Source organism: Streptomyces sp. cg35, assembly GCF_050410835.1.
In the GTDB taxonomy this organism is placed as follows: Bacteria; Actinomycetota; Actinomycetes; order Streptomycetales; family Streptomycetaceae; genus Streptomyces.
The window spans coordinates 3887239-3912734 of sequence record NZ_CP191268.1 but is presented as its reverse complement, the minus strand read 5'-3'; the positions used below and the strand labels follow the sequence as shown (position 1 = coordinate 3912734).

Annotated in this window: 25 protein-coding genes and 1 tRNA gene; 13 read left to right on the top strand and 13 right to left on the bottom strand. The window is 69.0% G+C overall.

The window, feature by feature from the left end; genetic code table 11:
* Nucleotides 1-4: 4 nt before the first annotated feature.
* Genes ACQUQD_RS17720 through ACQUQD_RS17700 form a run of 5 tightly spaced genes read left to right on the top strand, consistent with a single transcriptional unit; the run spans nucleotide 5 to nucleotide 3669 of the window.
* Nucleotides 5-250, top strand: a complete 246-nt coding sequence (locus tag ACQUQD_RS17720; RefSeq protein ID WP_428953063.1) for a hypothetical protein — start codon at nucleotides 5-7, stop codon at nucleotides 248-250.
* Nucleotides 247-945 carry a DNA methylase gene (locus ACQUQD_RS17715; protein WP_428953062.1) on the top strand — a complete coding sequence of 233 codons (699 nt, stop codon included), beginning with the start codon at nucleotides 247-249 and terminating at the stop codon, nucleotides 943-945. Before ACQUQD_RS17720 ends, ACQUQD_RS17715 begins: the two co-directional genes overlap by 4 nt.
* The gene (gene repSA, locus ACQUQD_RS17710) at nucleotides 942-2336 is read left to right on the top strand and encodes a replication initiator protein RepSA (RefSeq protein ID WP_428953061.1); all 1395 of its coding nucleotides are present in this window, start codon (nucleotides 942-944) and stop codon (nucleotides 2334-2336) included. The genes ACQUQD_RS17715 and repSA overlap by 4 nt, the downstream gene beginning before the upstream one ends.
* Nucleotides 2333-2545, top strand: a complete 213-nt coding sequence (locus ACQUQD_RS17705; RefSeq protein ID WP_428953060.1) for an excisionase family DNA-binding protein — start codon at nucleotides 2333-2335, stop codon at nucleotides 2543-2545. The genes repSA and ACQUQD_RS17705 overlap by 4 nt, the downstream gene beginning before the upstream one ends.
* Nucleotides 2545-3669, top strand: a complete 1125-nt coding sequence (locus ACQUQD_RS17700) for a tyrosine-type recombinase/integrase (RefSeq protein WP_428953059.1) — start codon at nucleotides 2545-2547, stop codon at nucleotides 3667-3669. The genes ACQUQD_RS17705 and ACQUQD_RS17700 overlap by 1 nt, the downstream gene beginning before the upstream one ends.
* 87 nt (nucleotides 3670-3756) lie before the next feature.
* Here ACQUQD_RS17700 and ACQUQD_RS17695 read toward each other — a convergent pair.
* Together ACQUQD_RS17695 and ACQUQD_RS17690 are read right to left on the bottom strand one after the other, a co-directional pair.
* Nucleotides 3757-3829 (bottom strand) — tRNA-Arg (locus ACQUQD_RS17695).
* Between the two features lie 164 nt (nucleotides 3830-3993).
* A complete protein-coding gene (locus tag ACQUQD_RS17690) occupies nucleotides 3994-4827 on the bottom strand; it encodes a hypothetical protein (protein WP_428953058.1) in 834 nt (277 codons plus the stop codon).
* 23 nt (nucleotides 4828-4850) lie between these two features.
* Here ACQUQD_RS17690 and ACQUQD_RS17685 point away from each other — a divergent pair, with 23 nt between their 5' ends.
* Genes ACQUQD_RS17685 through ACQUQD_RS17675 form a run of 3 tightly spaced genes read left to right on the top strand, consistent with a single transcriptional unit; the run spans nucleotide 4851 to nucleotide 6700 of the window.
* The gene (locus tag ACQUQD_RS17685; RefSeq protein WP_428953057.1) at nucleotides 4851-5306 is read left to right on the top strand and encodes a toxin glutamine deamidase domain-containing protein; all 456 of its coding nucleotides are present in this window, start codon (nucleotides 4851-4853) and stop codon (nucleotides 5304-5306) included.
* Nucleotides 5300-5596 carry a YrhB domain-containing protein gene (locus ACQUQD_RS17680; RefSeq protein WP_428953056.1) on the top strand — a complete coding sequence of 99 codons (297 nt, stop codon included), beginning with the start codon at nucleotides 5300-5302 and terminating at the stop codon, nucleotides 5594-5596. The genes ACQUQD_RS17685 and ACQUQD_RS17680 overlap by 7 nt, the downstream gene beginning before the upstream one ends.
* A gap of 42 nt (nucleotides 5597-5638) precedes the next feature.
* Entirely contained in the window at nucleotides 5639-6700 is a 1062-nt protein-coding gene (locus tag ACQUQD_RS17675) for a YrhB domain-containing protein (RefSeq protein ID WP_428957591.1), read from the top strand.
* A 932-nt stretch (nucleotides 6701-7632) separates the two neighbouring features.
* Here ACQUQD_RS17675 and ACQUQD_RS17670 read toward each other — a convergent pair.
* The 7 genes from ACQUQD_RS17670 to ACQUQD_RS17640 form a co-directional block, all read right to left on the bottom strand.
* Nucleotides 7633-8073: a hypothetical protein gene (locus ACQUQD_RS17670; protein ID WP_428953055.1), complete on the bottom strand. Its 441-nt coding sequence runs from the start codon at nucleotides 8071-8073 to the stop codon at nucleotides 7633-7635.
* Between the two features lie 74 nt (nucleotides 8074-8147).
* A complete protein-coding gene (locus ACQUQD_RS17665; RefSeq protein WP_428953054.1) occupies nucleotides 8148-8648 on the bottom strand; it encodes a hypothetical protein in 501 nt (166 codons plus the stop codon).
* 27 nt (nucleotides 8649-8675) lie between these two features.
* Nucleotides 8676-9998: a hypothetical protein gene (locus ACQUQD_RS17660; protein WP_428953053.1), complete on the bottom strand. Its 1323-nt coding sequence runs from the start codon at nucleotides 9996-9998 to the stop codon at nucleotides 8676-8678.
* A gap of 96 nt (nucleotides 9999-10094) precedes the next feature.
* Complete coding sequence (locus ACQUQD_RS17655) at nucleotides 10095-10514, bottom strand: hypothetical protein (RefSeq protein WP_428953052.1); 420 nt, start codon at nucleotides 10512-10514, stop codon at nucleotides 10095-10097.
* Nucleotides 10515-10544: 30 nt separating this feature from the next.
* Nucleotides 10545-11885 carry a type VII secretion-associated serine protease mycosin gene (gene mycP / locus ACQUQD_RS17650; RefSeq protein ID WP_428953051.1) on the bottom strand — a complete coding sequence of 447 codons (1341 nt, stop codon included), beginning with the start codon at nucleotides 11883-11885 and terminating at the stop codon, nucleotides 10545-10547.
* A gap of 1845 nt (nucleotides 11886-13730) precedes the next feature.
* Entirely contained in the window at nucleotides 13731-14279 is a 549-nt protein-coding gene (locus tag ACQUQD_RS17645) for a hypothetical protein (protein ID WP_428953050.1), read from the bottom strand.
* Between the two features lie 254 nt (nucleotides 14280-14533).
* A complete protein-coding gene (locus tag ACQUQD_RS17640; RefSeq protein ID WP_428953049.1) occupies nucleotides 14534-15811 on the bottom strand; it encodes a M6 family metalloprotease domain-containing protein in 1278 nt (425 codons plus the stop codon).
* A gap of 223 nt (nucleotides 15812-16034) precedes the next feature.
* Here ACQUQD_RS17640 and ACQUQD_RS17635 point away from each other — a divergent pair, with 223 nt between their 5' ends.
* Nucleotides 16035-16697: a TetR/AcrR family transcriptional regulator gene (locus ACQUQD_RS17635; protein ID WP_428953048.1), complete on the top strand. Its 663-nt coding sequence runs from the start codon at nucleotides 16035-16037 to the stop codon at nucleotides 16695-16697.
* A 110-nt stretch (nucleotides 16698-16807) separates the two neighbouring features.
* A complete protein-coding gene (locus ACQUQD_RS17630; RefSeq protein ID WP_428953047.1) occupies nucleotides 16808-18328 on the top strand; it encodes an MFS transporter in 1521 nt (506 codons plus the stop codon).
* A gap of 9 nt (nucleotides 18329-18337) precedes the next feature.
* On the opposite strand, the gene ACQUQD_RS17625 is transcribed toward ACQUQD_RS17630, so the two are convergent.
* The gene (locus tag ACQUQD_RS17625) at nucleotides 18338-18847 is read right to left on the bottom strand and encodes a MarR family winged helix-turn-helix transcriptional regulator (RefSeq protein WP_428953046.1); all 510 of its coding nucleotides are present in this window, start codon (nucleotides 18845-18847) and stop codon (nucleotides 18338-18340) included.
* Nucleotides 18848-18960: 113 nt separating this feature from the next.
* On the opposite strand from ACQUQD_RS17625, the gene ACQUQD_RS17620 reads away from it, so the two are divergent.
* Nucleotides 18961-19722 carry a dioxygenase family protein gene (locus ACQUQD_RS17620; RefSeq protein WP_428957590.1) on the top strand — a complete coding sequence of 254 codons (762 nt, stop codon included), beginning with the start codon at nucleotides 18961-18963 and terminating at the stop codon, nucleotides 19720-19722.
* 171 nt (nucleotides 19723-19893) lie between these two features.
* On the opposite strand, the gene ACQUQD_RS17615 is transcribed toward ACQUQD_RS17620, so the two are convergent.
* Together ACQUQD_RS17615 and ACQUQD_RS17610 are read right to left on the bottom strand one after the other, a co-directional pair.
* A complete protein-coding gene (locus tag ACQUQD_RS17615) occupies nucleotides 19894-20952 on the bottom strand; it encodes a questin oxidase family protein (RefSeq protein WP_428953045.1) in 1059 nt (352 codons plus the stop codon).
* A 48-nt stretch (nucleotides 20953-21000) separates the two neighbouring features.
* A complete protein-coding gene (locus ACQUQD_RS17610; protein ID WP_428953044.1) occupies nucleotides 21001-21540 on the bottom strand; it encodes an N-acetyltransferase family protein in 540 nt (179 codons plus the stop codon).
* A 176-nt stretch (nucleotides 21541-21716) separates the two neighbouring features.
* Here ACQUQD_RS17610 and ACQUQD_RS17605 point away from each other — a divergent pair, with 176 nt between their 5' ends.
* Nucleotides 21717-22724 carry a sigma-70 family RNA polymerase sigma factor gene (locus ACQUQD_RS17605; protein ID WP_428953043.1) on the top strand — a complete coding sequence of 336 codons (1008 nt, stop codon included), beginning with the start codon at nucleotides 21717-21719 and terminating at the stop codon, nucleotides 22722-22724.
* 201 nt (nucleotides 22725-22925) lie between these two features.
* Here the strand turns inward: ACQUQD_RS17605 and ACQUQD_RS17600 are convergent, their stop codons facing one another.
* A complete protein-coding gene (locus ACQUQD_RS17600) occupies nucleotides 22926-23912 on the bottom strand; it encodes a helix-turn-helix transcriptional regulator (protein ID WP_428953042.1) in 987 nt (328 codons plus the stop codon).
* A 62-nt stretch (nucleotides 23913-23974) separates the two neighbouring features.
* Between ACQUQD_RS17600 and ACQUQD_RS17595 the strand changes: the two genes are divergently transcribed.
* A complete protein-coding gene (locus ACQUQD_RS17595) occupies nucleotides 23975-25492 on the top strand; it encodes an MFS transporter (protein ID WP_428953041.1) in 1518 nt (505 codons plus the stop codon).
* Nucleotides 25493-25496: the final 4 nt, after the last annotated feature.

Here is a 25496-nt window from a genome sequence, read left to right as displayed (position 1 = left end):
CGGGATGGCCCTTCTGAACTGGAACTCGGGCAAGCACTTCGACCACTCCGGCGACTGCGCCTGCACCCAGTGCGGCAAGCCCACCCCCCTGCGAGCCCACTCCGGCGAGCCGGTCCACAAGGTGTGCGCGGAGGACTGGAACGACCGCAACCCCAGCGCCCCGCGCCACGAGCACGAGGGCCGAGACCTGGGGACCAGCCGCTACCACTCCGACCCGCCCCGCAAGCGCCGTAAGGACGGTGGCCGATGAACACCATCGCCGGACGTGTCCTCGACCTCTACTCGTGCGCCGGCGCTGCCGGTTGGGGCTATCACCTCGCCGGCCTTGCTGTGGACGGCTGCGACATCGCCGACCGCCCCCGCTACCCCTTCGACTACCACCGCGGCGATGCCCTGGAGTACCTCGCCCACCTGATCGCCACCGGCGAGATCAACCGCTACACGCTCGTGCACGCCTCCCCGCCCTGCCAGGCCAAAAACACCCTCACGGTCGGCACCAACGCCTCCCAGGGCTGGGGCGGCACCCATGAGGACCTCGTGGCTCCCACCAGGGAACTCCTCGACGCAAGCGGTTTGCCGTACGTGATCGAGCAGCCCAACGGCCGGGCCGAGATCCGCAAGGACGTGTCCCTGTGCGGGGAGATGTTCGGCCTCGGCGTGCTGCGCCACCGCAACTTCGAACTCGGCCGCTGGGCCACCGCCTCGCCCGCGCACCCCAAGCACCGCGGCTACGTGCGCGGTCACCGGCACGGCGTCCGCCGCGAGGGACCCTACGTCGCCGCGTACGGCAACGGCGGCGGCAAGGCCACGGTCCCCGAAATGCAGATCGCTATGGGCATCGGATGGACCGACGTCCGCAAGGAGCTCACCGAGGCCATCCCGCCCGCCTACACGCGCTGGCTCGGCAACGCCTTCCTGACCGCACGGCAGGAGGTGTTCGTGTGAGCGACACCGCCACCGCGGCGGGCTTGGACCCGGCCACCCTCGCCGACATCCTGAGGGTGGCCGGGTCTCCCGGCTTCGACCGCATCCAAGACCAGATCAAGCGCACCGGCGGCTGCTCCGACCCCATCCACCTCCAGGGCTCGACCGTCACCCGCGACCGGACCACCGGCCAAGCCCTGCACTCCTACTCCACCGAGAGCGAGCCGGGCGGCCGGCTCCGGGTCGCCTGCGGCAACCGCCGGGCCTCGCGCTGCCCGTCCTGCGCCTGGACGTATGCGGGCGACACCTACCACCTGATCCGCGCCGGCCTCGTCGGCGACCCGGACAAGGGCACACCGCGGACCCTGCGGGATCACCCCCGGGTGTTCGCCACCCTGACGGCTCCGAGCTTCGGTCCGGTCCATAACCGGCCTGGCACGCGTGCCTGCCGCTGCGGCACCCGACACTCCGAGAACGCAACCGAGTTGGGCACGCCGCTCGATCCCGAGTCGTACGACTATGCGGGCGCGGTGCTGTGGAACAACCACGCCTCCGACCTGTGGCGCTACTTCACCATCTACCTGCGCCGCGAGATCGCCGCCCGCGCCGGCCTCACCCAGAAAGCAGCCCACGCACAATCCCGGCTCTCCTTCGGCAAGGTCGCCGAGTACCAAAAGCGCGGCGCCGTCCACTTCCACGCCGTGATCCGCTTCGACGGCCCCGAAGGACCGGACAGCCGGCCCCCGCACTGGGCCAGCGTCGCCCTGCTCACCGACGCCATCCAGGCGGCCGCCGCTCGAGTACGCGTCGACGTCCCGGCCGCGGGTGACCAACCGGCCCGCACCCTCGGCTGGGGCACTCAGCTCGACGTTCGCCCGATCAAAGCGTTCGGTGACGGCGCGGAGATCACCGAACAGGCCGTGGCCTCCTACGTCGCCAAGTACGCCACCAAAGCAGCCGAGACCACCGGCACCGTCGATCGCCGCGTCGGCAACAAGGAAGCCCTCGTCCTGCTCAAGGTGCCCGACCATCCGCGCCGGCTCATCGAAGCGTGCCTCGACCTACACCACGTCTACCCGGATCGCAAGCTCCGGGACTGGGCCCACATGCTCGGCTTTCGCGGCCACTTCTCCACCAAGTCCCGCCGCTACTCCACCACCCTCGGCGCCCTCCGACAGGTGAGAGCCGACTACCGCGCCGCCCAACACCGCGCCGCCCTCGGCCTCCCCAACCCCGACGACAGCCCGGATGCGACCACGCTCACCCTCGCCCACTGGACCTACGCCGGCCACGGACACACCCCCGGCGAATCCTGGCTCGCCGCCAACATCCGACGCGACATCGAGCACAACCGAGAGACCGCCCGCGAAGAACGCGCCAATGCGACACAGGAAGAGGGGAGTAGTCGGTGAACGACCGCTATCTCAGCGTTGATCAGGTAGCCGAGATCCTCGGCACATCAGTCCGTTTCCCTCGACGCCTCATCGAGGAACGGCGCATCACCTACGTCAAGGTCGGCCGGCACGTCCGCATCCCTGAGAGCGCCGTACGGGAGTTCATCGACTCCCACACGGTCGAGCCGATCAAAGTTCGCCGTGGGGCCTATGGCAGGGCTGCCTGATGGCCAACAGCCAAGGCCGGCGTCGCCGGTTCGGATCCGCTCGGCAGCTCAAGTCTGGCCGCTGGCAGGTCCGTTATCGGGACCCAGGTACGGGCCAGCTCCGGAGTGCTGAGGAGACCTACGCGACCAAGAGAGACGCGGAGGTTGCGCTGACCCACATCGAGGCGGACATCACCCGCGGCCAGTGGTCCGACCCTGATGCGGGCAAGGTTCACTTCGGCCCGTACGCCACTGCGTGGCTTAAAGATCGCAAGCTGGCTGCTCGGTCTCGTGAACGCCACGAGTCGGTGATCCGGCTGCACCTGCTGCCCACCTTCGGCGCACGGTCGTTGGCCTCGATCACGACGGCTCAGATCCGGGCCTGGCGCACGGCGTGCCTCGACCGGACCGGGGAGCCAACCGTGGTCAAGGCGTACCAGATCATGCGGGCCATTCTGAACACGGCAGTTGATGACGAGCTGATCCGTCGCAATCCGTGCCGGATCAAGGGCGCCGACCAGTACGACGTGCCGGAGCGTCCAGTCCTCACGGTGCCCGAGGTGTACGCCGTTGCTGATGCGATCGCGCCGCGCTACCGGCTGCTCGTCCTCTTCGCCGCCTTCACGACCCTGCGCTTCGGGGAACTGGCCTCGCTTCGCCGGCGAGACGTGGACACCGAGAACGCCGCACTCACGGTCCGGCGGGCACAAGCAGAAATGCAGACGGGAGCACTCTTCGACAAGGCGCCCAAATCTGACGCTGGCGTCCGTCCCGTGGCCTTCCCGATCGAGCTTCTGCCGGATGTAAGGCTTCATCTCGACGCCTACGCCGGACCCGGCCGCGACGGACACGTCTTCCTCGGCCCCCAGGGCGGGCAGCTTCGACGGAGCAACTTCCGGGGCGACTGGATCGACGCGAGGAAGAAGGCGGGCCTTACGGTGGATGCCCACTTTCACGATCTTCGGCACACGGGCAACACTCTCGCCGCGTCCGGCGCAAGCCTCCGGGAGCTGATGACCAGGATGGGCCACAGCACCCCGCGGGCCGCGTTGATCTATCAGCACATGGTCAACGGTCGTGACCGGGAGATCGCGGATCGTCTCGGCTCCATGATCCGCAAGGCTCGGGAGGACACCGACTCCTAGGCGTTGTGGCACGAGTGTGGCACGGTCGCGGCCATGGCAAAGGGCCAGTTCAAGAGGATCAAGCCTCTGAACTGGCCCTTAATCGTGTGCCCCCGGCAGGATTCGAACCTGCGACACCCGCTTTAGGAGAGCGGTGCTCTATCCCCTGAGCTACGAAGGCGGGGCTCTGTGGGAAAACGTATGGGAAATTGCGGACATGTCCGCGATGTCCCGTGATCTTCCGTGGGAGCCGTGCGGTGCGCCGCCGGCAGAGGCTGCGCACCGGCGCCAGTGTAGCGGGTGAGGTTCGTCGGCGGCTGAGGGTGCCGGAGGCTGGGGGCTGGGTCAGGGGCTGCCGGCTGTGGCGAGGGCGATCGAGTTGGCCATCCAGGCGTAGCCCAGGTGACCGAGCAGCGCCCCTTCGGCTCCGTACATGGGGATCCGCTTGTCCCAGTGGGAGTAGTCGAGGGTGGAGTTCGAGGGCTCGCTGTCCTGGCGCATGCCGAGGAGTCGGTCGCCGTAGTGGGTGTCGGGTGGGATCTGGCGGATGTGCTCGGTGCGGTTGAATTTCGGGCGTTTGGTTCTGGGGTCGATCGCGCTGTCTTCCTCTGTTTCGTAGACGGGTATCAGTTCGGCGTGGGGCCCGTTACTGCAACGGATTTCGACGGAGTGGTAGAAGCGCCAGCCTGATTTTCCTTCGCGGGCCAGGAGCTCTCGGACGGGGAGCGGGTTGTACAAGGATTTCCCCTCCACCGTGAGCTTGTGTTCGGAGGCTCGGCCGGCTGCCGCGTATACGTCGTGGGTGCATTTTGTTTTCTCGTAGCGGTACTTGGTCAGGGGATGGGGCTTGATTCCGCGGTGCTGTCGGGTGAAGACGATGAGGCCTCTGCGGATCAGTGGGGCGCGGTGTTTACCGCGCCACGCAGTGTCGTAGCTGGCGGCGATTACTCCGGGGGTGCGATCCAGGATCTCGTGGGTGAGGCGAACGGCGGTGGCTGCTTCTTCTTCCCGTTCCGGATCTTGTTCGGGTGAGCGGTGGCGTGCGTTGTCGGCATTGAGGATGAAGCGGCTGTGACATTTCGCTTCCTGGCGTACGGAGGAGGAGGCGATCTTCTTTCCGTAGACGAGGTTGTCGTCGCCTTCCATTTGAGTTCCGGCGTCGTGGTCGACGCGATTCACTACGATTCGGTGAATCTCGGAAGGTGCAGGAATTCCTTGACTCCGAGTGCCCGTGGCTTAAGGATGTGAACAACACCGGACATCCCGGATGCACCGACAACTGCAGTCACAATGTCGTCAGCGTCGACCGGAGGCTGGACGGCGTCGAGGTCAGTGCGTCACCCAAGAAGGAAGGTGACCATATTCCACCGGAGCGGCTCGGGCTGCCCAACAGGGCCAAGGGCCATTACGACCCAGTCGATAGTTATGATGACCTCGTCCGCGACCTCGAGTCCCGCGGCGAGGGCGCGGTGTACATCAGCCGCCCGGACGGAACGGCCCACGTGTTCAACGCCGTGAACACCCCGCACGGCGTTGTCTTCCTGGACGGCCAGAGCGGGACCCTCGGCAGGCTGGAGCAGGACGCCTCCAGCATCATGCACATTCCCTATCGCGACGGTTTGCAAGTTCCCTACCCTAATGCGAGTCCAAAATGGTGACCAAGGACGAGGCTGTGACGGCCGCAGAGAATTTCCTGAAGAACGTTGCTTATCCGGACCGGGTCGATTCCGTGGTGATGTTGCCGGACACGGCGAACAACTTCCCGTATGCCTGGACCGTGCGATTTGATTTTCAGGAGCACATCGATACCGGCGAATTCGCCCTGGCTCCCTTCAGTTCGCTGATCGTCGTACCTCACGACGGCTCACCGGCGCACTTCGCACCGACGTACCCGCCGCCGGCGGAGTACCTGGCTTTGCAGGCCGCCGGTAACTGGCCCCCAAAGTAAGGCTCATCCGTATATGTCCACTCCTGGCCAGGCCGCGGCTGCCTGGCTCCGTCAGCTCTATCGCGGCCTGGTGGAGCTCGCCGCACCGCACCCTGTGCACGAGAGCCCCACCGCCTGGCTGTTCCCCTGCCGTATCGTGCCTCAGCCCGGCTTCCCGCAGACGCCCATGCTCGCGGCCTCCGTCGTCGTGCCCAAGGACGCAGCGCCCCGTTCCACCCGTCACCGAGCGAGCCCTTCGCGGACCTGGCGTCCGCGGCATCGCGCGAGGAGGCGCTTGCCCGTGTCCAGAAGCAGCCGCGCAGGATCAACGCCCGCGGCTGTCTCGTCACCCTGCACACGATGATCGACCGTTCTCCTTCGACGCCCCGTCCCTGGCAGCCATCGGACGAGGCACCCGGGTGGTGGGCTCGGCTGCACCAGCGCTACTTCCCCGACTTCGAGCCGGTTTCGGTGAGCAACTGGGACGACGTGGTCAAGGCCGTGACCGAGACGGGACCCGACACACGCAGCGCGGTGTGGGTACGCCGCGAGGCCGGTGGGCACGAGGTCACGGGCAATCTGCTCTACGCGCACAACAACAAGGGGTACGTCGTCTTCCTCGACCCCCTCACCTCTTCCCTGGCCCAGCTCGACACGACCAACGTGCGCGAGCTGGTCCTCGTACGCGCGCTGCCGCAGTCCGTGCGTGCGCCCTGGGAAGGAGCCGCACACGACTTCGAGGCGGCGCGGGGCAAGGCGCAGCGGTGGCTGGACAGCGCGTACGGCGGGGAGGTGGAACTGGTCGAGCCCGGGCCCGGCGACGAGACGACCCGCGGCTGGGTGTTCTCCTGCGACTCCCGACGCCATCTGCGTGAGGGCCGCTGGCTGGACACCCTGCTCGACGCGACGGTCGTCGTCCTGAAGGACGAGTCCGCCCCCTTCCACGTGCCGAACTCCGCGCCGTGGGCGTGGCTTGCGCACTGGGACCAGGGGCGCACGCCGGGCACCGGCACGTTTCCCGCACCGCCGCAGCCCGGCCGGGCGTACTGGTTCGAGCCGACGCTCGCCGAGCTCGGACCGGTCTTGTCGGCGTCAGACCGGCGGGCGGCCGAGGTGGCGTTTTAGGCCAGGAGAAGCCCGAGCATGACGAGGCTTCGTGCTTCGGCGCCGAAGGCGATCATGCGGCGTTCCGCAGGGAGCGGTCGAACTGTGAGAAGCAGGCTTCGGAGTCCTCGCGATCGCCATACAGGTTCTGGTGGACGGCTGTGTCGTCGGAGATCTGCAGGGGGTGCTCGACGCGGTGGAAGCCGGTCTCGGTGTCACTGCGGTCTGTCTCGCGTTCTCCGGTAGTGGTGGTGATACCGACGGCTTCCCGGTGTTCGTGGGGGCGTTCGCGGGGACACGGGACGGTGAGCAGGTGGTACCAGCGGTGGGTGTGGGTGCTGGGTGCGGATGCAGAGGGGCTTGGCGTCCTTGTGCTGTTTGTTGATCAGTAGGCGGCCGCGGCGGGCGATGACGTCGCGGGGCAGGGCGCCGTCGTAGAGGACGCCTATTGCAGCTTTCGGCGGCGTCGGTGATGGCGCGGGCGAGGTTGAGATCGACGGCGGGTGGAGAAGACCACGAACTCGGAGCCGAGGACCATAGCCCCCTTCTCCTTGCTCTTGTTGTTGTCGGAGCGGTGGCCAGGTAGGGAACTTGGCGACGGTGTCGTCGCCGGCGCTGAGCTCGTGGCGCTGGGGGCTGCTCCACTAGCGTCGCGCGTCGACTGGCAGCAGGCCTTGGCGCCAGACCTGGGCGAGGTCGGCGAAGGCTTCGCCACATCCACCCCGAGGATCGTGCGCTCGACTCGTCGGCGCCCCGCTCGTTGCCGATCCCCGGATCCGTCACGTTCCACTCCGCCACCACGTCCGCCTGCTCTCAAGCGAACGCGGCGCGCACGCGTCAGAGCTCGTCGGGGCCGTTGAGCGCGAACCGGGCTGTCGCGACATGGAAGTGCGCCAACGCCCTGGCAGGCGGCTCCGCTCCGCCAATCCTGGCAGCGGCCGCCGAGGGGCAGATCACGGGTTGCGTGTGCCTCGCCACGTCCACCCCGACGTCAGGACTACCTTCTGCAGCGGGTCCCGCATGTAATTCGAGTCGAAGTCGAAGTCGTGGACGCGCTCGCGGCTGCCGTCCTCCCTCTTCTTCGAACTGCTCGATCGCGAGAACACCCGAGTCCGAGCCCCTCTGCCTGTTTTGCGCTCCACGATGCGACCAGGCGGTTGTCCCGCCCGGGTGATTTCCCGGACCTCGGCACAGACCCGGACTTCGTGGCTCGCTCCGTCCAGACGCATACGGAACTTGAACGTCCGCTCGGTCTGTCGGCGGCCCCTGCCCTTGCCCCACGCAGGTTCCAGCATGTGCCACTCGGCCACCACGTCGGCGTCTTCCTCCGCGAACGCTGCGCGCACTTGCCACGGCTTGTCCGGATGGTTGATCGCGAACAGGGCCTCTTCCACGTGCGAACGCGGCAGCGGCTCCGCGCCCTCCTCCGGGTACCGGGTTCCTGTCCGCCAGTCGCGATAGCGGCCCACTACTCGTCCTCTTCCTGTGCGCTCGGGCGCACGGTGCGTACGAAGGCCTGGAAGTCTTCGAGGACTTCGGGATGCTGTTCCGTCGTGGAGGTCATCGCCAGTTTGATCACTGCATACTTCTGCGGATCGTCGGCGTCCACAAGGGGCAAGTACACCTGGGTCTGAGCCAGATCCCGCCTCGCCTGTTCGACCGCGGCCGCCAAGACCACACGCTGGACCAAGGCGGGCGCGTCCTCGGGGCCGACCTCGCGCCGGTCCACCAAGTGCACGGATTCCGCTGCCAGCGCGAGGAGTTCCAGAGAGGTATCGGCAAGGTCGGTCAGTGGTGTGCCCTTGGGTGGGACTTCCCCGTCGAGCGTGATGTTGGCGGTGAACCCGTCATCAGGGTGAGGGTGCAGCGCGGCGAAGGACACGCCGAAGCTGTCGCATGTCTCGGGTGAGGCCGGGGACCAGCCGTCCGGCAGTCGGAAATCTACCGCCGTTGGAAGCTGCGTGGGCAACTCGGATGCTCCTTTCATCGAAGGGGATTAGTCAAACCAACCGGTGACAGTGTCCTTGACGGACTTCGCGCCATGGCCGACTGCGTCAGCCGCGCCGCCGAGTCCGACGGCGTCAGCCACGTCCCCAGCGGTCTTGGTGAACTTGCCCGGGTCGAATGTGATCTCCACACCGGCTCCTGCCCCTACGACTTCTGAAGCAAAGCCCCCGATGCTTGCTCTCCACGCACCGTCTTCTCCCTTCTTGACGCCGAAGTTGTACTCGACGCCTTCGCCGGTGCCGACCTCCTGGGTTGCGCCGATACCGATGCCGCCCACTTCGATGCCCGTGCTGTGTGATGCCTTCGCCCCATAGAAGGCTTTGGCGTTGAGGCCGATGTTGTCCGTGGTCACCTTGGCGGTGACTCCGGCCTCACCACCGGCGAAGACGTCACCACGTTCGTAGACACCTCCGTAGTCCCCGTACTCAGCCCGGAATTCGGCCAGTCCACGCGCGCCCGCAGAGACCTCAGCTTTGGCCGAAATCCCCTTTTCGCTGAACCCGTAGTTCGCGCTGCCCCGACCGCCCGTGGAGAAGTCCAAGATCCCGGCGAGTTTGAAGTCGCCATTGGTCAGCGCGCCCTTCCCCGACAGATGGAAGATGTCGAAGCCCGACTTGATCGCGCCCTCTTTGCCGTACTTGGGATCCGAAGACGCGCTGAACGAGGGCTTCCATTCGTCCAGGCTCCACTTCCAATCACCTTTCCAGCCCGACTTCTTGTCGCCCTTGGCGGCGGGCTTGTAGTCCTTGAGGTGGTTCTTCGCGTCGCCGTTGAAGCCGGCGGGTGTGCCGTCGGTCGGGTCTGAGTCGACAACCACTCCGTTGAGAGCCGCCTCGACGGAGTGATCGACTTTCTCTGCGTCCTTGACGATCTGATCGAGGTACTCCTGCCAGGCCGTGACTGCGTGACCCACGGAGTCCTCGTACGAGGGATCGTGATGGAGGGCATTGCGCTCGCCCTCGGTCAGGTCTGCGGTGTCGAAGGAGACCGCGCCTTCGACGGAGACGGCCATGCCCGCCTTGATGGCCTCCGCGCGGGCGGACTTGAGCTGCTTACGGACCTCGGCGAACTGGTGATGCGCGTCGCGCAACAGGGAGGCGACGGCTTTGGCTTCGGTCTGGGCCTTCTGGAATTCCTTCAGGGTGATGTCGAAGCGACGGTTGGCGGCATCGGCGCTCAGCCCCGACCAGGTCGGGCCCATAGATACGTTGCGCACATTACGGTCGTAGGCGCGTTCCTGTGTGTGGAACTCCTTTGCCATCCCGTCCCAGCGGTCAGCGGCCGCGGAGAGGGCGGACAGGTCGACCGTCATGATGTCGTGGTAGCTCGGCATGGTTCCCCCCGGTGGTCCTGCGATAGCGGCTGCTGGTCGAAGTGGCGTGCGCGGCAGGGTCGTGGCCCGGCTGTGTCAGAACTCGTCGAACGCCGACAGGGAGCGCGTACGCGCCCCGACCGCACCGTCGGTGCCTTGCAGGGTGCTGTTGGCGCTGCGCAGCGCCGCCTTCTCCGATGACAGCCGGTTCAACAAGCTGTACACCTGCTCGCCCCACGTCTTGTGCGCCTTCTGCAACGCCCCCGAGGTGAGCCACCCGTCGCGGAACTCCTTGACGGCAGTACCGGTCTCGGTGTCCGCCCAGTCGCCCGCCTTACGGGTCCCCGGCTCGATGTGCTCCTCGATGGCCCGCGCGGCCGCCTTCTTCTGCGCCGGGCTCGACGCCAGGTCCGGCTGTCCTACGCCAGCAGGGCCTGCCCCGTCGACGGGTATGTGGTTCAGCCGCATACCCGCCGAACCGTCCGTCGCGTACTGCTCCTCTTTCGTTTCGCTCATGAATCTCGCCCCCGCTCGATCCCGATCATGTCACTGTCTGTTTGCTCGGTCGGTGTCCTGGTAAGGCCATGGCTGGCCCTGCCTCGTGCCTGGCTGCTGGCCGGGGTGAGGCGGTTGCGCCCAACCATGCTGCAGCGTCGGCGGCACAAGCCCGGCCAGCGCCGCGCGGCGCCGGCGACTACGGACGGCGAGCGCCCCACCGCCTGCTCCGGCCAACAAGAGCCCGCCCACCCCCGCCAAGATCCACGGCAAGGCGCTTGAGGACTCATCGGAAGCTGCGGTGGGGGACCCCGAGGCGCCTGTCGACGGCTTGGCGCCGGCACCATCCGGCGCAGCCGAGCCTCCCGCCTTGTAGTCCGGCAGCGGGTACTCATCGGCCGGGCCCGGATCGCCGGGGTTGGTGAGGGCGATCCGGGGGCGTACGGCGCCGTAGCCGATGTCATCCGTGCGCTTCTTGCCGCTGACCGGGCCGCTCGCGGTGTTCAGCAGGACCCGCAGCACCTGGTTGTTCGTCCAGTCCGGATGCTTCGACCAGATCAGCGCCGCCGACGCCGACGCGAGTGCGGTGGCGTCACTGGTGCCGTGTGACTTGCACAGACCGGTCTTCCCCGTGCATGCGGCGATGATCTCTGCGCCTGGTGCGACCAGGTCCACCTGTGGCCCGGACTGGGACTCCTGTGTTTTCTTCAGGTCCTGGCCGATGGCTCCGACGCCCACGACTCCGGGCGTCGCGGCCGGATACTGCAGCTCGTTGGCCCCAGCGCCGGTGTTGCCCACGCCCGCGAAGATCAGTTTGCCCTTGGACAGGGCGTAGGCGACGGCTTTGTTCAACTCGGGCGAATTCTCCCTGCTGGCCTGGGAGATGTTGATGACCTGAGCATCGGAGTCGGCCGCGTAGCGGATGGCCTTGGACATGTAGGTGGGGTAGCTGTCAGGGTTGCCGCCGCTGCGAGTGTGCTCGCTGAGGTCCGGAATGCGGATCGGGAGAACTTTCGTACCCGGAGCAAGTCCGTACGAGCCAGTCGCCTGCCCCTTCGCTCCGGTGCCTGCGATGAGGACGCCCATGCTCGTGCCGTGACCGTCGTCGTCCACGTGCTCGTTGCCGGGGTGCCGGGAGTAGTTCTTGCCGGACAGGACCTGACCGCGCAGGTCGGCGAGGTTCGGGTCGATTCCGGTGTCGATCACGGCGACCGTGACGCCCTTGCCGGTGCTGGTCTTCCACATCTGCTCGGCGTGCATGGCGTCCAGGTACCACTGCCGATCCCGGACGGACTGGGCGCTCGCAGGCGTCACGGCAACCCCTGCGAGCACGACGCCGGCCACGACCGATGCCAGCCGAAGCCTGCGGGCCTGCTTGCTACGGGAACTCATGGTCATCCTTTGTTTTCGCGCCGAGCAGTGGGGGGCAGACCTGGCAGGCGCAGCTCAGGCATCTCACGCTCCGCCTGCTCCACCTCAACGTCCTCTGCGTCGTCCTCGTGCTCCGGCCTCTCGTCACGCGGACGCTCCTCAGACGCACGCCGACGCTCATCCTTACGTGCCGCCAGCGAGGAGCCGCGGGCGGGTTCGCCTCCGTACTGCGCCTGCGTGCCACTACGGCTCGCCGCCGTTCCGCGGGCTTGACCTGCTGCCCGAGTCGTGGCCGTGGAGGCTCGGTGCACCTTCGAGATTTGCTGCGGCTGGCCGCCGACGACCCCGTCGGAGCGGGCAGGTGCCCGTCCACCGGAGCCACTCGTCCCGCGACTTTGGCCTGCCCCTGTGGTGCCGCGGGCCGGTGTCGCTCCGGTACGTCCCGATCCCTCCGGCACACTGCCCCGGGCTCCGACGTCCTGCTGGTAGGGCGATCCGCCGACGACCGTGCCCCGGGAGATCGCGCTTGCGCCGCGCCCTGTCTGCGGCGAGACCGGACGACCTCCCGCAATCCCGTTCGTAGCCCGCCCCGGGCTCCCGCCACCTGGCCCGCGTACCGGCGAGGCCGTGCCGCCCTGTACGCCCGGCATCCCTGGCCGCTCGACCGCGGGAACCCCGCGCCCTGACGTCACTCCACGAGCCGTGCCAGGTGCGCCCGGTGTTCCGGTGCCCTCCGGAACACCGAGCGGCCCGCGTACGGCAGGTGACGACGGAACGCGGCCACCGCCCGGACCACGTGGCGAAGCAACGGAACGACCCGTACCTCCGAACATGGGCGGAGCGCCGGATGGTGGCGTAGCGAGTCCAGAAGATCCCCCGGGCAACGGGGACGACGGTGGTGCCGGTGAGGAAGGAGTTGTCGTGGGAGTTGCAGGGGCGGGGAGCGTACCGGCCCGGTCGAGGGAGGTACCCGTCCCACCCGAAGGCAGATCCGGAGTCGGCCTCGGAAGGTGGGATGCGGAGGTGGTAGAGCGGTGCCCGTCGGCCAGCGAGGCGCCATGAGCCGCTTCCTTGAGCGCGGCAGCTCCCGCCGCGACCACGCCAACTCCCCCTACTGAAGCCGCTGTCCCGGTGCTCGATGGATCACCCGACGAGGACGAGACGTCCTCGGTGCCATGGACGTCGGCGGAGGGGGGAACGAACTGATCTGGAAGCGCCGGGAACTCCGGTGCCTTCAGAGCCTCGATCTGATCCGTTGACGCCGAGTACGACTGCGCCAGCTTCGTCATCAACTGGGACGCCTCGGCACGGTCGTTGTCGTACTGCGACTTCGCCGACTTCACGGAGGATGCCGACGGCCCGCCATCATGGTTACCGACGTCCGTCGCCGCGGCATCGTGCGCGTCAAGGATCGAGCGGGCCGAGGCGCTGGAGTTCTTCAGCGTCTCCAGCTGTGGCTTGACCTCATGCAGCGTGTCCGCCGCGTGGCCGAGCCACTTCCCGGCGCTCTCGCTGTAGTCACCCAGGCTCAACGTCGCTCGCGCGGCGTGGTCAACCCACTTGTGGAACGCGTCGGCACCTTCGCCGTCCCACTCGACCGACGTGCTGTGGGTCTTCAGATCGCCACCGATCTCCTTGATCGTCTTCGCCGCTGACGTCAGCAGCGCACCCAGATCTGACGCCGTCGCGCCGTCCGCCGGCTCGACCATCGCCCACAACTCTTCCGGGCTGTGCACCGCGAAACGGTAGGACTTGGCCATGCCCCACATCTGGGAACCCAGGTCACTCATACCCCGTGTCCTTCCTCAACCAGGCCAACCCCCACACCGACCGCGGCCGCGGTGCCACTGTTCAAGCGGGACGACATCACAGGCCACCCGCTTCGCTGTCCGTCGGCTTCGGCGCAGGCTCGCCGCCTGCAGTGGCGCCCGGACCCTCGTGATGGGAGCCGTGAGCCGACTTGGCGCCTGGGTTCACCAGCGCGTCTGCCTGGGACCGGATGCGATGGAGGCGGGCACGCACATCGTCGTCGAGGTTGTCGTAACCCGTCTTGGACGCGTCGACCGTCACGACCAGGCCCTCGATCTGCAGGGCCAGCATCTTGGACAGGTTCTCCAACTGGCTGTGCACCTTCGTGTAGGCGGAGTGCAACGCATCTGCCTCGTCGAACGCACCCAATCTGCCGCCCGGCATCGCGCCATTCGCGATCGACTTCGGCGCCGCCTTCGACTTCTCCAAGTCGCGCAGCAGCGCGTCGACCCGACGCTTGAATGTCGTGAGCGTCTCGCCCTCGACCAGCATGGCCTTCGCGGCTGCGGCGGCTCCAACTGCCACGGCTGCGACTCCGAAGCCGCCTGCCGCCAGGCCTGCTCCGGCCGCTGCCTCCTGCGACGTATCCCCCGTGCCATCGGACATGTTCTGTCCCTCCCCGTACGGTCGGCATCCGAGGCGACACCGACCGCTCCATGCGTAACACCCGTAACGAAGCAACGTTATCCGGAGGTTGCTTGCCGAACGTTGCTTCGCTGACAGCTACGGCAACAGATGGCTTGAATCGAATTCCGAAGCGCAGAGGAGCCCAGCAGCTCCTCTGCCTACACATACCGAGGTGACCCTGGAACTGAAGACGGCCTTGGAGTGCTTGGCCGAGAGGGTTGGGTCGTCGTCGTTCAGCGGCGCGTGACGTAGACCCGGTAGTTGCCGGAGGCGTCCGCGCCGGCCACCGAGATCCGTACGCCCGTCTTGCGGTCCTTGAACACCTCGCCCGGCCGGTAGGGCGCGTCGGAGAGTTCCGCGTGGACGTTCGGGCGGCGGGTGCAGCCGCCGCTGTCGGGGGTGGAGTCCTCGACCGTGACGGGGCCGTGGCCGGTGTCCACGTCCGCGTCGACCTTGTAGATGAGGACGCCGGGGCGGCAGACCGCCTCGTCGTTGCCCTCCTGGGTGCGGACCTCGATCGCGTAGCCGGTCTTCTCGGTCAGCGGGACGAACGCCATCTTCGTGCCGCCGCCGTCCCGGGACAGCGGCGACAGCAGGTGCTCCGTCGTGCCGGGCTGCGCGGCGCAGCCGATCTGGGTGTCGTCGAGCCAGCCCAGTTTCCACTTGTGCCAGCCGAGCAGGTCGTTCCCGACGCCCCAGTCCTCGCTCATGATGTCCCAGTGCCCGACGGCCCCGCCGCCGTCCTGGGTGTAGAGGTCGGGCAGGCCGAAGACATGGCCGTTCTCGTGCGGCAGCACGCGGTAGCCGGTGTCGGCGTAGGAGCCGGAGCCGTCGTCCTGGCGCGAGTACACGAAGGACGCGTTGGAGAGGGGGACGCCGTCCGCCACCGGCGCCTCGTGGTTGCCCGCGAAGGTCACGGAGAGGACCGTGTCCAGCGCCGAGGGGCCGGCGTTCGGGGTGACCAGGATGTTCACCAGGTCGTACTGGCGGAAGTCCACGTCCGGGTCGGCGGCCGCCACGATGTCGTCGACCAGCTCGCGGTAGCCGGGTTCGAAGGGGGCGCCGCGCTCTATCCCGTACGCGGTGAACGGCTTCGGCATCCGCAGCCAGTGCTTGACCGGGGCCTCGGGGACGTAGTCGAGACGGCCGTACGAGCCGGTGCGGAACCAGTCCTGGGTCTTCGGGAAGAACTCCCCGAGGCGGTCCATCGCGGTGCCCTCGCCGTGCGCGTCCGGGAAGTCGATCATCAGGTTCAGGGCGTGGACCGTGCCGGTGGAGCGGGCGTAGCCGGGGGAGGTGGGCATGCCCTCCGACATCTGTACGCCCATGGCGCCGCGGATCATGCAGGGGCCGAGCGAGGTCGCCCTGGCCAGTGCCGTCGGGCCCGCCGCGGTCGGTGAGCTGTCCAGCAGCCGGCCGGTGCTCGCGGTCATGGTCAGCGCGAGGGCCACCGCGGTGGCCCCGGCGAGCATCGCACCGCGTCGGCCCCTGCGTATCCGCTGCTGCCGCATTCGACCCGCCTCACGCTCGGCTCCGTTTCGATCACCCTGTGTCGAGGTGTGGCGGGCCGCGCGCTGGGTGCGCCGATCGTGGGTTTCTGCGGGCGAGGTGGTGTGAGTCAGGTCACATGGAGTGCGGGAAATAAGCGGGGACGCTCTCCCCGTTTAGCTGTGTGTCCGCAGGAAGCGGGGACTGGCTCCCCGGTTCCGCTCGAGCCAGCCGAAGGAGACCACCGTGGCCACCGCCGCCCCCGCCGAGTCGCAGCGCCGCGTCCCGCGTCCGCGGGCCGACGCCGTGCGCAATCGGGAGCGGATCGTCGCCGCCGCACGGGAGCTGCTCGTGGAGTACGGGACCGAGCTCCCGCTCGACGAGGCCGCCCGCCGGGCCGGCGTCGGCAACGCCACGCTGTACCGGAACTTCAAGGACCGCGGTGAGCTGATGCATCACGTGGTCCTCTCGGTCACCGACCGCGTGACCGAGCACGCCGAGAAGGCACTCGCCGCCGAGGAAGCCGGCGAGAGCGGCGCGTTCGACGCGCTGCGGACCTTCGTGCACGCCGCCGCCGACGAACGCATCGGCGCGCTGTGCCCGCTGCTGCAGGCCACCTTCGACCAGGAGCACCCGGACGTGCTCGCCTCCCTCGACCGGCTGACCGTCGCCATCGAGGACCTCATCGGGCGCGCCCGCGCGGCCGGACAGCTGCGCACCGACGTCGGCGTCGGAGACCTGATGGTCGCGCTGTCCCAGCTCACCCGGCCGTTGCCCGGCAAGGCCTGCCTGGACTTCGACCGGTTCGTCCACCGTCATCTCCAGCTGTTCCTCGACGGCCTGATGGCACCCGCCCGCTCGGAACTCCCGGGCGCGGCCGCGACCTTGGAGGACCTCCGCAAGGACTGACCCTCCGGGGCCGATCCCTCGTCCGCGCCCCGCACACGCAGGGGCAGCCCAGCCCCGCATTCCCGTACTGAACCAATTTCTCAGCTTTATTCACGACTTGGAGTCCCGCTGTGGGTACCCCCTTGCCGGAAACGGCACCCGATTCCCGACGCTGGAAGGCGCTCGTCTTCATCGCGCTCGCCCAGCTGATGGTGGTCCTCGACGCCACCATCGTGAACATCGCCCTGCCCGCCGCCCAGACCGACCTCGGCATATCCGACGGCAACAAGCAGTGGGTCATCACGGCCTACGCGCTCGCCTTCGGCGGCCTGCTCCTGTTCGGTGGCCGCATCGCCGACCTGTGGGGCCGCAAGCAGACCTTCGTCACCGGCCTGATCGGCTTCGCGCTCGCCTCCGCGCTCGGCGGTGCCGCGCAGAACGAGGCCATGATGTTCGGCGCCCGCGCCCTGCAGGGCCTGTTCGGCGCGCTGCTCGCCCCGGCCGCCCTCTCCCTCCTGGCCGTCATGTTCACCGACGCCAAGGAGCGCGCGAAGGCGTTCGGCATCTACGGTGCGATCGCCGGTGGCGGTGGCGCCGTCGGCCTGATCCTCGGCGGATTCCTCACCGAGTACCTGAACTGGCGCTGGACCTTCTTCGTCAACATCCCCTTCGCGGCCGTCGCCGCGCTCGGCGCCGTCCTCGTCATCCGTGAGCCGGCCGGCGCCCGCAACCGCTCGCCGCTCGACATCCCCGGCGTGCTGCTGTCCACGCTCGGCCTGGTCTCGCTCGTCTACGGCTTCACGCGCGCCGAGACCAACGGCTGGTCCGACGCGACCACCATCGGCATGTTCGTCGCCGCGGCCGTGCTGCTGCTCGCCTTCGTCGCCGTCGAGGCCCGGGTGAAGCACCCGCTGCTGCCGCTGCGCGTCGTCTCCGACCGCAACCGCGGCGGTGTCTACGCGTCCCTCGGCCTCGCCGTGATCGCGATGTTCGGCCTGTTCCTCTTCCTGACCTACTACCTGCAGGTCGTGAAGGGCTTCTCGCCGGTCAAGACCGGCTTCGCGTTCCTGCCGATGATCGCGGGCATGATCACGGGCTCCACCCAGATCGGCGCCCGCCTGATGACCCGCGTCAGCCCCCGCCTGCTGATGGGCCCGGGCTTCCTGCTCGCCGCCCTCGGCATGGGACTGCTGACCCAGCTGTCGGTCGACTCGTCCTACCCGGCCCTGATCCTGCCCGCCCAGCTGCTGCTCGGCCTCGGCATGGGTACGGCGTTCATGCCCGCCATGTCGCTCGCCACGATCGGCGTCGAGGCGCGGGACGCCGGTGTCGCCTCCGCGATGGTCAACACCTCGCAGCAGGTCGGCGGCGCCATCGGCACGGCCCTGCTGAACACGATCGCGGCCTCGGCCACGACCGCGTACATCGCGGACCACGCGGCCGGTGCGCGCAACCCGCAGCTGCTCCAGGCCCAGGCCATGGTCAGCGGCTACACCCACGCCATCTGGTGGGCGGTCGGCATCCTGGTCGTCTCGGCCACGATCGCCTTCACGCTCATCAACACCGGCGTCCCGGGCTCGGGCCCGGCCGCGGCCTCCGGCGACACGGAGGGCGTCGAGGACGAGCTGCCGATCCCGGTGGTCGCGCACTGACCCCCGGCGTCACCTGAGCCAGGGGAGGTCCGCCCCGGCCTCCTTGGGCTGAAGTCCCTCGGCGACGATCTTCATGATCTCGCCGAGGGACTTCAGCTGTTCGGGGGAGAGCCGCTCGAAGAGGGCCTGGCGGACCGCGTCGACATGGCCGGGGGCGGTCCGCTGCAGGACCTCCAGGCCCTCGTCGGTGAGGACCGCGAACTGGCCGCGCTTGTCGGAGGGACAGTCCTCGCGCCGCACCCACCCGTTCTTCTCCAGCCGCGCGATCGCGTGCGAGAGCCGGGAGCGGGTGATCTTCGCGCTCATCGCCAGCTCGGTCATCCGCAGCCGGTGCCGGGGTGCCTCGCTGAGCTGGACCAGCAGGCCGAAGTAGATGTGCGGCATCTTCGCGTCGCGCTGGAGCTGGCGGTCGAGGTGGTCCTCCAGGAGCGTGGTGGCGTGCAGATAGGCACGCCAGACGTGCTGTTCGTCCTCGGTGAGCCACTGGGGCTCGGGGTCGCTCTTCTTCATCGGCTCCATCGTAAAGACCTCCTCCTTGAATATTAAACAAACAACGGTTACTTTTGTCAGTACCCAGAGCTTGAAACTTCAAGGAGGTTGTCGTCGTGTCCACCGCACCCGCGCCCGAGCGCATGCCCGCGCTCTACCTCAGCCACGGCGCCCCGCCGCTCGCCGACGACGCCCTGTGGCCCGGCCAGCTCGCCGCCTGGTCCGCCGACCTGCCGCGCCCCAAGGCGATCCTCATGGTCTCCGCGCACTGGGAAGAGGCCCCGCTCGCCCTCGGCGCGGTCGAGACCGTGCCGCTCGTGTACGACTTCTGGGGCTTCCCCGAGCACTACTACCAGGTGCGGTACGCCGCCCCGGGGGCGCCCGAACTCGCGGATTCCGTACGGAAGTTGCTGCGCGCCCCGGGTGTGCCGGTGCAGGATGTGCCGGACCGCGGCCTCGACCACGGCGCGTACGTTCCGCTGGTCGAGATGTATCCGGACGCCGACATCCCGGTGCTCCAGGTCTCCCTGCCCACGCTCGACCCGCAGAAGCTGATGGACATCGGCCGGCGGCTCGCTCCGCTGCGGGACGAGGGCGTGCTGATCGTCGGCTCCGGGTTCTTCACGCACAACCTCGCCGCGCTGCGGCAGGGCGGCATCCCCTCGTGGTCGGCCGAGTTCGACGACTGGGGGCACCGGGCGCTGGACGCGGGGGACGTGGACGGGCTGCTGGACTTCACCCGCAAGTCCCCAGCGGGGGCGCTGGCGCATCCGCGGACCGAGCACTTCGCTCCGCTGTTCGTGACGATGGGGGTGGCGGACGCGGCTGGTGAGCTGGGGGTGCAGCGCTCTGTGATCGACGGGTTCTGGATGGGGCTGGCCAAGAGGTCGGTTCAGTTCGGGTAGGCCGGGCGGATCGGGGCGGGCGCTGTCGCGTCTGCCGGGTGGCTGCGTTGTCGGCGGGCGCGGATTTCGTCGTGGCTGGCCGCGCAGTTCCCCGCGCCCCTGAGATGCGCACTTCGTGCGGCATCTCGTCAAGCAGGCAGCCCCCACCGGCCCGCAGCCTCCGACGCGACCTCAGACCGGCTCGATCAAAGTGAGGGCACGCAGCGCGGCGGCCAGTGCGACATCGCCGCCGACATCCAGGGCCGTGTCGGCGAACTTGATCGCGTGGTCGTCACCATGCGCCGCCGCCCGGGCGAACAGCTCCTCCGGCGACAGATCCCCGGCCCGCTGGAATCCCGCCTCCGCAGCGGGCGCGTACGCCGCCGTCACCGCCGCGCTCGCGGCCCACGCGGCGGCCAAGGACTCGGCCCACAGCTCCCGGGGCAGCGCGGGCAGCACCCTGAGCACCGCGTTCGGCGCCGTCGCCGCGTGCACGAGCATCACCGGGTTGCCATGGGCGTGCGTCGCGTAACGGTGCACCGCCGCCGTGACGAGTTCCGCGAGCCGGTCGCGCGCGGTGTCCGGGTCGACCGGCCCGGAGGCCCACGCGGGCAAGCCGGTGAGCTGGTCGAGGCGGGCCACGATGCCGCCGCTCTGGTCCGCGACGCGCGGCACCGCGTCGAGGGCGGCCGCGGCGTCCGGCGCCGAGGGGAGTGCGGCCAGCGGCGGCAGGGGCTGGTGGCGGGCGGCCCAGTAGCCCAGGCCGTGGGCGAGCTCGGCGAGGCGCGGCCCGGTCGGCTCCGTGGACAGCAGGGTGCGTACGGCATGGCCCACGCGGATCACGGGGTGCGTGGCGCCCGCCGCGATCCCGGGCAGCAGCCGCGGCCACCACTCGGCGAGCACGTCCCGCCAGGGGCGCTCGGCCACGGCCCGCTCGAAGTACGCGATCCAGTCCGCGAGGCGCCGCGGATCGCCGAGCGCCGACTGCCAGTCGGCCGCACGGATCGCGGAGCGAAGGGCCGGCATGTCGTCGAGCCGCCGCTCGTAGTGATCGAGCCAGCGGTGCACGCGGGGCGCCTGGCCGCCGCGTACGAGCGACTCCACGGCCATCGGCCCGTGGTTGCTCAGCCAGCCGTCGAACTCGGGACCGGTGGCGTGCAGCCGCTGCAGCGCTTCGTCGAGAGTGCCCGAGGTGTCGCCCGTGACACCAGCCGTCGTGTCGCTTGTTGAGTCGCCCGTCGTGTCGTCCATGGCCGGAGAGTAGGCACCGGGACACCGGGCGCGTAACGGTCCCGGGGCCTAGGCCTTGCGGCCGAGCGGCTTCTCGTACCAGGCGACGTCCCAGTACGCGCCGAACTTCCGGCCGACCTCCCGGTACGTGCCCACGTGGTCGAAGCCGAAGCGGGTGTGCAGGCGGACCGATGCCTCGTTCGGCAGGGCGATGCCCGCGTACGCCCGGTGCAGGTCCTCGTCGGCGAGCGCCTCGAAGAGGGCCTTGTAGAGGAGGGTGCCGATGCCGCGGCCGCCCGCGTCCGGCGCGCAGTACACCGTCACCTCGACCGACGTGTCGTACGCGGCCTTCGGCCGGAACGGGCTGGAGGTGGCGTAGCCGAGGAGAGGGCCATAAGTCCCCTCCCTCCGTTCCTGCGCAACCAAGAGGCGGTACGGGCCGTCTTCAGGGTGGGAGAGCAGCCAAGGACGTCGCTCTTCCGGCGTGAAGACGGTCGTGTCGAACGTGATCGGCGTCTCACGTACGTAGTGGTTGTAGAGGCTCGTGAGTGGTATGAGGTCATCCTCGACTCCCGGCCTGACCTGCACCTCTGTGAACTCCGACGGCATCCCGTCCCCCTTCCTCGCGCGCTGTGGCGCGACAGGGTACTGCATGATCACAAAAATGATGGGGCAGCTTGGGAATTCTGTCCGGATTCCAGTCGTTGTTTCCTTCGGATGCAGGGCACCCGCGAGGGTGTACGAGCCGTCCGGCCCAGCCGACCTACCATCGCAAGGGAGCACGCATGGCAACCCGTGCCGTAGCCCGTCGTAAGTCCGCCGCGTCCGGCGAGACTGATGCGGCACGCAGTGTTCGCGCCGTAGGCGGGGAGATCGCCGACCGCGACCTGGTCGGGATGTACCTCGACGAGATCGCGCGCACACCGCTGCTCGATGCCGCAAAGGAAGTCGAGCTGTCCCAGACCATCGAGGCGGGCGTGTACGCCCAGCAGATCCTCGACGGCGAGGTCTCCGACAGCGAGGCTGCGGGCAAGGCGTCCCGCGAAGAGCTCGAGGCGCTCATCGCCGAGTCGGAGAAGGCCAAGGACATCTTCATCCGGTCCAATCTGCGTCTGGTCGTGGCGGTCGCCCGCCGCTACCCGCGCAGCGGCCTGCCCCTGCTCGACCTGATCCAGGAGGGGAACGCGGGCCTGGTGCGCGCCGTCGAGAAGTTCGACTACCGCAAGGGCTTCAAGTTCTCCACGTACGCGACCTGGTGGATCCGCCAGGCCATCACCCGATCGATAGCCGACCAGTCCCGCACCATCCGCCTCCCCGTCCACCTGGTCGAGGAGCTGGGCCGGATCCGCCGCGTCCAGCGCGAGTTCAACCGCGAGCACGGGCGCGAGCCCGAGCCCGCGGAGATCGCCGCCGAGCTCGACTCCAAGCCGGAGCGGGTCGCCGACGTCCTGGACTGGGCCCGCGACCCGGTCTCGCTGAACATGTCGGTGGACGACGAGGGCGAGACCCAGTTCGGCGACCTGCTGGAGGACACCTCGGCGGTGTCGCCCGAGCAGTCCGTGCTGACGCTGCTGCGCTCCGAGGAGCTGGACGATCTGATCGGCCGGCTCGACCAGCGCACGGCGTCCATCATCAAGATGCGGTACGGGATCGTCGACGGCCGGGAGCGGACGCTCACCGAGGTCGGCAAGGAGCACGGGCTGACCCGTGAGCGCATTCGTCAGATCGAGAAGCACGCGCTTCTGGAGCTGAAGAAGCTGGCCCGGGACACCGGGTTCGACGCGGCGGCGTAAGGCTCCGCCAGGGTTCACCCGCGACAAGCCGCGGACGCGTCTGCTCGTTCACCGAGTGGATGCGTCCGCGGCTTTCGTCGTGGCTGGTCGCGCGGTTCCCCGCGCCTCCATCGATCAGATGCCGCACGAAGTGCGCATCTCAGGGGCGCGGGGAACCGCGCGACCAGCCCCCACCGGACCCGCACCCGGCGACGGACCCCTTCACGCCGCACCCCCGCCCCGCACCATCCGGCCCCCCAACTCCCGCACGGCCACCGCCAGTTCCTCCGGTCCCCGGACCTGGAACTCGAACCCGGTCATGGCCAGCCGGACCGCCATCCACTCGACCGGCCCGGACGCGGTCGCCCGCAACCGGCACCCGGTCCCGCCCCCGGGCAAGGGCTCGGGCCGCCCCACCGCCGCGGGCACCTTCGCGGAGACCTCCTCGGCCGACGCCGCGAACTCGATGTCGACCTCGTACGCACCCCCGCCCCGCGACTCCATCGACCGGCGCAGATACTCCGCCGCGTCCCCCTCCGGCACCTCCCGCGGAGCGAACCGCGCCCCCGTCGCGAACGGCTCCGACACCCGGTCGACGCGGAACGTGCGCCAGGCGTCGCGATCGATGTCGTACGCCACCAGGTACCAGCGGCGTCCCGTCGACACCAGCCGCAGCGGCTCCACCAGGCGGCGCGTCTCCGTGCCGTCGGCGGCGCGGTAGTGGAACCGGAGCCGCTCCGTGCCGGCCGCGGCCGACGCGATCACGGTCAGCGTCTCGGGCGCGATGGTGGCGCCGTCCCCCGAGGCCAGCGGGATCGTCGCGGCCTGGAGCGTGGCGACGCGGTGCCGCAGCCGCGACGGCAGCACCTGCTCCAGCTTCGCCAGGGCCCGCACCGACGCCTCCTCGACGCCCTCCACCGCGTGCCCGGCGCCGGCCCGCAGGCCCACCGCGATCGCCACCGCCTCCTCGTCGTCCAGGACGAGCGGCGGCAGCGCCTTGCCCGCGATCAGCCGGTAGCCGCCGTCGGCGCCCATCGTGGCCTGCACGGGATAGCCGAGGTCGCGCAGGCGGTCGATGTCCCTGCGCACGGTGCGGCGGGAGACCCGGAGCCGGTCGGCGAGTTCGCCGCCGGGCCATTCGCGGGGGGTCTGGAGGAGGGAGAGGAGTTGGAGCAACCGGGCCGGGGTGTCCGTGCTGGTCGTCGTCATGCCCTCCAGCATGCCGCGCAATTAGGACGCGACCTGACCTACATGCCCTCTACCGTTCTTCCATGACCTCAACCGCAGCACCGGAGATCCGGCCGGAGACTCCCGCAGCCGACGACCGCCGACGTTGGTTCGCGCTCGCCATCGTGATGACGGCGGCGTTCATGGACCTCGTCGACGTCACGATCGTCAATGTCGCCCTGCCGACCATCCAGCACGACGAGGGCGCCACCACCGGGCAGATCCAGTGGATAACCGCCGGATACGCGCTGGCCTTCGCGGCGCTGCTCATCACGGGCGGCCGGCTGGGCGACATCTTCGGCCGCAAGCGGCTCTTCCTCCTCGGCATCGGCGGCTTCACCGTCGCCTCGGCGCTGTGCGGTTTCGCGGCGAACCCGGAGATGCTGGTCGCCTCCCGGATCCTGCAGGGCGGCATGGCGGCGATGATGGTGCCGCAGGTCCTGTCGATCGTGCACGCGACGTTCCCGGCGCACGAGCGCGGCAAGGTGTTCGGCCTGTTCGGCGCGATCGTGGGCCTGGGGGCCGTCACGGGACCGCTGCTCGGCGCGCTGCTGACCGAATGGAACCTCTTCGGCCTCGAATGGCGCCCGATCTTCCTGATCAACCTGCCCGTCGGCATCGCCGCGCTGATCCTCGGCTCCCGTGTCATCACCGAGTCGAAGGCGCCCAAGGCGCTGAAGCTGGACCTCGTGGGCGTCGTGCTCGTCACCCTCGCGATGCTGGCCCTCGTCTACCCGCTGACCCAGGGCCGGGAGAACGGCTGGCCGGTGTGGGGCTACGTGATGATGGCGTCGTCCGTCGTGATCGGCGCCGTGCTGATCGCGTACGAGAGGACGAAGGCGCGGCGCGACGGGTCCCCGCTCATCGAGCTGTCCCTCTTCAAGGTCAAGAGCTTCGCGGCGGGCATCGCCGTGCAGACCGTCTTCGGTCTCACCATGGGCATCTTCTTCCTGACCTGGACGCTCTACATGCAGCTCGGCCTCGGCTGGAGCGCGCTGAAGGCGGGCGTGACCGGGGTGCCGTTCTCCATCGCGGTCTCGGTCGCGGCCGGCATCTCCGTACAGAAGCTGGTGCCGCGCTTCGGCCGCAAGGTGCTCCAGGCGGGCGCGCTGACGATGGCCGCGGGCGTGCTCATCTACGTGTACGAGTCCGGGCACTACGGCCTGTCCATCGCCTCCTGGCAGATGGCGCTGCCGCTGGTCGTGATGGGCCTCGGCATGGGCCTGATCGTCGCCCCGCTGACCGACGCGATCCTCTCCGAGGTGCCGCGCGAGCACGCCGGTTCGGCGTCCGGGCTCATCAACACGGTGATGCAGATGGGCAACGCGCTGGGCCTCAGCCTCGTCTCGGTGGTCTTCTTCAACGTCGTCGAGGACCACATGAAGCAGGGTGCGGGCAACGCGGCCTTCATCGACGGCTTCCACAGCTCGCTGCTGTGGGCCGCGGGCATCCTCGTCGGCATCTTCCTGCTGATGTTCGCCCTGCCCCGCAAGCCCGCCGTCGGCGCCGGCGAGACGGCTGCCGACGCCCCGCAGGACGACCGCCGGCCCGAGCTGGTGTGACCGA